Here is a 6,373-nt window from a genome sequence, read left to right as displayed (position 1 = left end):
GATAGCTAAATCACTGAATCGACGTGGCCTACCGCGCTTATTCTGTTTGCTTTGCGCCCAACCGCTTATTGCCTCTTCATCAATCCAAAAAGTCAGAGAGCCACGGTTAATGAGCGATTGGTTGTATTGCTTCCTGTTGGTTGTTTTGTAACGAGGTTTAGACATAGAGCTACGAGAGAGAGTGGACGTAGCTGATCATATCGTAGGTTCTTGATTTAGTTCCATTGAATTACGCAACAACAAATCCACCTAGCTTTATTATTTATATTTAATAGATATAAATAATAAATATATATCTTTTCAACCCTAGAACCATTGTTACATTATAACAATTAGTGTTCTATTTGAGGTCGAGGGAATGAAAGGACACCTTTTAAAAGTAAAAGCACTTTTTTTGGCAACTTTGGCTTTGGGTGACATGGCCTCTGCTTCTACAGCTCTTCAGTTCAAAGACGTGCTCGGTAGAAACATCTCTTTAGAAAAGCCGGCAGAAAAAATTTTCCTAGGTTTTTATTTTGAGGATTACCTAGCGATCGCTGGACCAGATGCTTACAAAAAAGTGGCTATTTTCCCAAGACACTCTTGGAAAGATTACCGTCAATCTCAATGGACCACCTATAAAAAAATCATTCCTGAGTTAGAAACGATTATTGATTCAGGTTCTCTTTATACAGGTACTTTTGATTTCGAAAAACTCTTGTTAACTAAACCTGATGTTGCACTTCTTGCGGCGTGGCAATATCAATCCCTTGGTGAAAAAGTTGAAATACTTGAAAAGAATGGTATCAGAGTTGTCGTTGTAGACTTCAATGCTCAAACGCTTGAAAAACACGTCATTAGCACACGTGTTATAGGCAGAGTAATGGGGACAGAAGGACGCGCTTCATCGATTGCAACGGAATACGAAAACACAGTAAACATGGTTAAACAACGTGTTACGAGGCATCTGGAAAACCACACGGCACGCCGTGTGTATGTGGAAGCAGGTACAGGTGGACCAAATGAATACGGTAAATCTTACTCGACGACAATGTGGGGCAACCTTTTGACAATGGCGGGGGCCGATAACCTTGCCCATGGGATGTTTGAAGGTTCTGCCCACCTAACGCCTGAATATATCTTGAGTCAAGATCCAGAAGTGATCTTTATATCCGGTGCTCACTGGGTTAAACATAACGACAGCGCCCTGCTTGGTTTCAACAGCACAATGGAAGAAGCGCAAACTAGATACCGCCCCTACCTAAATCGTGCTGGCTGGAATCAACTGACGGCAGTTAAAAATGGTGACGTCTACGGTATATACCACTCAGGAACACGTACTATTTACGACCACGTTTTCTTGTTGTATCTAGCAAAGTCTATTTACCCAGAAGCATTTAAAGATATTGAACCTAAGAAATTGCACCAAGAATTTTTTAGGGACTACATGCCGCAAGCGCTCAAAGGCACTTTCATGATTCAGGTGGGCGTAACTCATGAATGAAAGCATGAAAGCATCGTCTGACCTGAATCATTCCAGCGGCGCTATTTATCAAAGAATGCAGAAGCAAAGAATTAAGATTTTGCTAGGCGCTTTTCTGGCAACGAGTTTTTCCGCTTTATTCGATCTTGGTACTGGCTCATCGTGGCTAGGCATTGAACAAGTTGTTGAAGCCCTCCTAGGTGGTCCCTCTGGTGACAGCTTATCAACACTTATTGTCTGGCAACTTCGGTTACCCATCACTCTCACCTGTCTTATGGTTGGCGCCTCACTCGGCCTCGCTGGCGGTCTAATGCAAACCCTCTTAGCCAACCCACTTGCCAGTCCGTATACCCTTGGTATCTCTGCTGCTGCTGGATTTGGTGCAGCCATAGCTTTTTTAACCGGTTTTTCAGTATTTGGTTTGCATTGGTTAGGCGTGCCGTTTGCCGCTTTCTTGACATCTGGATTAGCGAGTATGGCGATCTACATAATTGGTCGCAGCCGACATATGGACGCAAAAATCCTGATTTTGGCAGGTATTGTCGTTCTCTTCTTTTTCCAGGCTTTACAGTCATTAATTCAATATTTGGCATCACCAGAAGTGCTGCAGCAAATTGTTTTTTGGTTATTTGGCAGTCTACTGAAGGCGAGTTGGTTGTCCTTCTTTGTTTCAGGAGCCGTTTTCCTGTTCGGTTTGGTCTTTGCGTTATCTAAGGTATGGGCACTCACCGCCCTCACTTTAGGCGAAGAGCGTGCACTCGCCTTGGGAATAAAGACCAGCAAGTTAAGACTACAGATGTTTTTACTGGGTTCCTTATTAACTGCAGGAGCAGTGTCGTTTGTCGGAACCATTGGTTTCATTGGTTTGGTTGCTCCTCACCTAGCAAGAATGCTAATAGGCGAAGATCAGCGTTTCTACTTACCTTTGGCGGCATTAATGGGAGCGTTGCTTTTATGTACCTCGTCTCTTGTTGCTAAGTTGATTGTCCCAGGCACTATCATACCAATTGGTATCGTCACCTCCTTAGTCGGTGTGCCGATCCTTCTTTATTTTCTGATAAGCAGGAGGTTTATCTAATGACGTCGCTTTCAATAGAAAATCTTGCCGTTCCAATTGGAAGAAAACTCGTTTTAAAGAAGGTAGATGCCCACTTTTTGGGTGGCAAATTTACCGCCATTTTAGGGCCCAATGGCGCAGGAAAAACGACATTGCTCAAAGCTATCATGGGCATCATTCCTTCTGATGGGAAGATTAATTCAAGTGGGGAGGACGGGCTGAGATTACCGCTACAATCCTTCTCGTACCTATGTCAACTCAACAAATCTCCCTGTCAATTAACGGTTATTGAGTTTGTCTTACTGGGCTTGGTTCATCAACTGAGCTGGAACATCACATTTGAACAAGAACAAAAAGCAGACGCCATCCTTGATTATCTAGGTTTGAGAAATCTCGCCCTTAGACAGTTTTCTCAACTAAGCGGTGGTCAGCAACAGCTGGTTTCACTGGCGCAATCTCTTGTTGCTGAGCCCAAGGTATTGCTCTTAGATGAACCAACAAGCGCCTTAGATCTCAAGCATCAAGTCCAAATTTTAGACCTTGTTCGTCAATATACCCGAGCCAAAAATATCATCACAATTGCGGTCCTACACGACCTCTCTCTCGCTGCTCGATACTGCGACCATCTTCTCTTAATGAATGATGGTGAAGTTCAATATTGCGGTAAACCAGAAGACGTGCTCGATTCTGAAAGGCTGGGGAAAATCTATCAGATTCATGTGGACGTAGGTTGTTGCGTTCATGGACATACCCACGTCACCCCAGTTCGAGCCCTTAAAACAGATTAGGCATTCTTATGGCAATGAATAAAAGGCAATATCACTTATTAGTTTCTCTATCCACGTTTGAATCTCAAATTCAAACCCTGACTCATTACAGCCTTGAAAATTGTGAATGTTTTGTCCTTTTGCAAGAAAAAATTGATGAGTTTTGCGCTTGGATTTTGCAAGAAAATTTTAAAACCATTAGCGATGATTTTGATATGACCCCTGAGTACGATCGTTTAATCAAGCAGCTTCGTGAAACTGCTGTAAAAGCTCTGTGTTTATTGGAAAAACATCAGTCTCAGTGTGCCAGAGAGCATCAAATCGACATCAGCGAATATTTATACCAACTTTCTGAAAACACAAAAATTGAACTAAAAAAAGCAGGAATTGAAAGCAACTCTCGAGTCCTGTTTATTGGCTCAGGGTCCTATCCGGTTTCTGCTTTCACTATATCTCAGAGCACAGGCGCTCTCGTGCACGGTATAGATCTTGATGAGCAGGCAGTGAAAATGGCCAACCAACTCAACTTGTCAACCACTTTTAGCTGCAAAGATCTAATCACTGAGTTTGCCTCTTTCCGGCCAACTCATGTTGTAGTAGCCTCTTTAGTGGAACATAAATGGGAACAACTCAGACAGCTTAGACCTCATCTTAACCACTCTCACCGAGTATTAGTTCGATTCGGTAATGGTTTAAAGTCCGCCTTCAATTACCCTTTCAACCCAAACCTAATGGATGGGTGGGAAACACAACAGATCCATAACGATGCAGCGATATATGACACCGTCTTGATGGAGCGCGCAAAATGACTCTTTCATTAGGAAAAGTGTTAATCGTTGGCACAGGGCCAGCCGCATTTCAGACAGCAAAAATCATCAGAAACCAGTGCGAGCAACTTGGGTTAGTAAACCGCTCATCAGAGCGCTGGCAGCCGATGTTCGAAAGCTTACACAACGAACGTATTGCGCATATTATCGCTGCCAAATCCTCTTTGAAGCGAATGGCTGGGCAGGTGATATTTGATGCGGTTTTTGAAGATTTACGCGATGTAAGCGGACAATGGGATACGTTGGTTCTGGGCACCCCATCTCATGCTTATTCAGCGGTTCTATTGGCTTTACCTAAATCGTGTTTGAGTTCCACAAAAATAGTAGTCCTCATTTCATCCTTATTTGGTGGGCACCGGATTGTAAAAGGCTTGTTTTCAGAACTTAATTTAACCCCCAACGTACTGATATTTTCCAATTACTTTGCGGCCACTAAATTTATAACGGAACAAGCTGGCGTTCGTGTCCTTACCAAAGCGGTTAAAAAACGTATTTATGCTTACTCAAGTAAAGAAAAATGCCCTGTCCTAGAGCTACTGACTCAAACTTTAGCGGATATCGGTGTTGAAGTTGTCGAGTTGGAAAATGGGTTTAGCGTAGAAGGACGAAACATTACCTCTTTCGTTCATCCCGCATTTTTTATGACCCCTTTCTCGCTCAATCATATCTTAAGTGAGACGAGAGAAGTTAAGTACATGTACAAACTTTTCCCTGAGGGACCGATCACAACCGAAACCATCCACATTTTGGTTGAGCTATGGCGCGATATATCAAGATTGATGCTTCACTTTAACGGAACACCATTTAACTTGTTACAATTTCTCAATGATGACAACTACCCTGTGCATCCAGAAACCATTCGTCGTCGTCAAATTGAGCAGTTTATGTCGCTCACTCCAATAGCGCAGGAATATTTGGTTTACGTACGATACAGCGCGATTCTGATCGATCCTTTTTCTAAGCCGGATGAAAATGGGTGCTACTTCAACTTCTCTGCCGTGCCCTATGCCAAAGGTAAGGTGGAAAAAGGCAAGTTGTCTTTACCTCGAATACCTAAAGAAGATATACAGAATCTTTACTGGCTTCAAGTCTTAGGCAGAGCGCATGGGATTGCATTACCGAGCGTTAACCGTGTGCTAGGTATATTCGAATCTTGGTTAAGTAGCTCTCAACTCCCTCACCATTTGATTGAAGAGTCCCGCACTCAAGCGCACCAATACCTTGGTTGGGTGCGTCTATCATACGACCTTTAAAGAAACCCATCATGAACAACGGTGTAGCGTTAACTATATTTTCTGCGTTCATTTTTAGTGTCATGAACGCACTTATTAAAGCGGCCAGTTTGACGATTCCAAGCTCTGAAATTGTCTTCTTCCGAAGCGCAATAGGAACCGTTCTGATTTTAGGTTTAATGTGGAAAGCGAGTATCAGGTTTTCTACCACGGGCATACCAATGCTTTTGCTTCGTGGCCTGTTTGGGGCGTTTTATCTGCTCGCTTTTGTGTACGCGATTACCCACATGCCGCTAGCGGACGCCGTGATTTTGGCTTACCTGTCCCCGTTCTTCGTTATATTACTTTCCAACCTAATTTTGGGAGAAAAAGCCCCTAAAAAAGTAGCATTCCTTTTTCCGCTCACTTTGGTTGGAGTTACCTTAATTGTAAATCCATTTAGCTTCGACACATTTAATTTGTATGCCCTCTCAGGGGTGGCGAGTGCTTTTTTTGCGGCGGCTGCCTCTATCACTATTCGCCACCTGAGTAAGAGGCACCATATTTACGAGATTGTGTTTTATTTTCTTTTCACTTCGATGTTGGTATCCGGTTACTTGATGAGGGATGAGTTTGTGGTTCCACAGGGAATTGCGTGGATTTATCTAATTGCCATTGGTCTTGTTTCGCTCATTGGGCAAATTTTCCTAACAAAGGCATTCAGTCATGAAAACGCCGCTGTAGTTGCAGTCACCCGCTATATCGGCTTGGTCTTCAATATACTTTGGGGGGTTATTTTTTGGTATGAAATCCCTAGTTGGATGAGCACATGTGGCGTTCTTATAATAATAACAACATCTATTTCCCTCTCGCTAAAGAAAAAAAATATTATTCAATGATCTGAGTACCACCAAGAAAACAAACTAATCAAAGAGAGTAGGGAAGGCTTTGTTGCGTAATTAAATTTAGAGATAGATGCACCCCGTTTCGCATACTTTTTAGTCAATACGACAAGTTTCAGGCATACCTAACCCAGTAAGCTTGTTCAA

At 42.8% G+C, this 6,373-nt stretch carries 7 protein-coding genes; 6 read left to right on the top strand and 1 reads right to left on the bottom strand.

Going from position 1 to position 6,373, the window contains the following annotated elements:
- Nucleotides 1-165: transposase (locus ACED60_RS24950; RefSeq protein ID WP_371728683.1), on the bottom strand; the 165-nt coding region annotated here is incomplete at its 3' end.
- Nucleotides 166-358: 193 nt separating this feature from the next.
- Between ACED60_RS24950 and ACED60_RS24945 the strand changes: the two genes are divergently transcribed.
- From ACED60_RS24945 to ACED60_RS24920, 6 genes are read left to right on the top strand one after another with little or no spacing between them, the layout of a single operon-like run.
- Nucleotides 359-1,483, top strand: a complete 1,125-nt coding sequence (locus tag ACED60_RS24945) for an ABC transporter substrate-binding protein (RefSeq protein WP_371728682.1) — start codon at nt 359-361, stop codon at nt 1,481-1,483.
- Nucleotides 1,476-2,540: a FecCD family ABC transporter permease gene (locus tag ACED60_RS24940; RefSeq protein ID WP_371728681.1), complete on the top strand. Its 1,065-nt coding sequence runs from the start codon at nt 1,476-1,478 to the stop codon at nt 2,538-2,540. Before ACED60_RS24945 ends, ACED60_RS24940 begins: the two co-directional genes overlap by 8 nt.
- Nucleotides 2,540-3,307 carry an ABC transporter ATP-binding protein gene (locus ACED60_RS24935; protein ID WP_017103898.1) on the top strand — a complete coding sequence of 256 codons (768 nt, stop codon included), beginning with the start codon at nt 2,540-2,542 and terminating at the stop codon, nt 3,305-3,307. Before ACED60_RS24940 ends, ACED60_RS24935 begins: the two co-directional genes overlap by 1 nt.
- An 8-nt stretch (nt 3,308-3,315) precedes the next feature.
- Entirely contained in the window at nt 3,316-4,095 is a 780-nt protein-coding gene (locus tag ACED60_RS24930) for a hypothetical protein (RefSeq protein ID WP_016800128.1), read from the top strand.
- Entirely contained in the window at nt 4,092-5,366 is a 1,275-nt protein-coding gene (locus tag ACED60_RS24925) for an opine metallophore biosynthesis dehydrogenase (protein WP_016800129.1), read from the top strand. Before ACED60_RS24930 ends, ACED60_RS24925 begins: the two co-directional genes overlap by 4 nt.
- A gap of 11 nt (nt 5,367-5,377) precedes the next feature.
- Entirely contained in the window at nt 5,378-6,223 is an 846-nt protein-coding gene (locus ACED60_RS24920) for a DMT family transporter (protein WP_016800130.1), read from the top strand.
- The last annotated feature ends 150 nt before the right edge of the window (nt 6,224-6,373 follow it).

This window comes from Vibrio sp. 1F279 (assembly GCF_041439815.1).
Classification (GTDB): Bacteria; Pseudomonadota; Gammaproteobacteria; order Enterobacterales; family Vibrionaceae; genus Vibrio; species Vibrio tasmaniensis_A.
Note: the sequence above shows the minus strand (reverse complement) of the source record. Positions and strands in the feature narration are given on the sequence as shown.

Bases quoted from the DNA above. Each gene is read 5' to 3' on its own strand.
- ACED60_RS24940 (WP_371728681.1), top strand. From the start codon at position 1,476: ATGAATGAAAGCATGAAAGCATCGTCTGACCTGAATCATTCCAGCGGC.
- ACED60_RS24925 (WP_016800129.1), top strand. From the start codon at position 4,092: ATGACTCTTTCATTAGGAAAAGTGTTAATCGTTGGCACAGGGCCAGCC.
- ACED60_RS24930 (WP_016800128.1), top strand. From the start codon at position 3,316: ATGGCAATGAATAAAAGGCAATATCACTTATTAGTTTCTCTATCCACG.
- ACED60_RS24945 (WP_371728682.1), top strand. From the start codon at position 359: ATGAAAGGACACCTTTTAAAAGTAAAAGCACTTTTTTTGGCAACTTTG.
- ACED60_RS24920 (WP_016800130.1), top strand. From the start codon at position 5,378: ATGAACAACGGTGTAGCGTTAACTATATTTTCTGCGTTCATTTTTAGT.
- ACED60_RS24935 (WP_017103898.1), top strand. From the start codon at position 2,540: ATGACGTCGCTTTCAATAGAAAATCTTGCCGTTCCAATTGGAAGAAAA.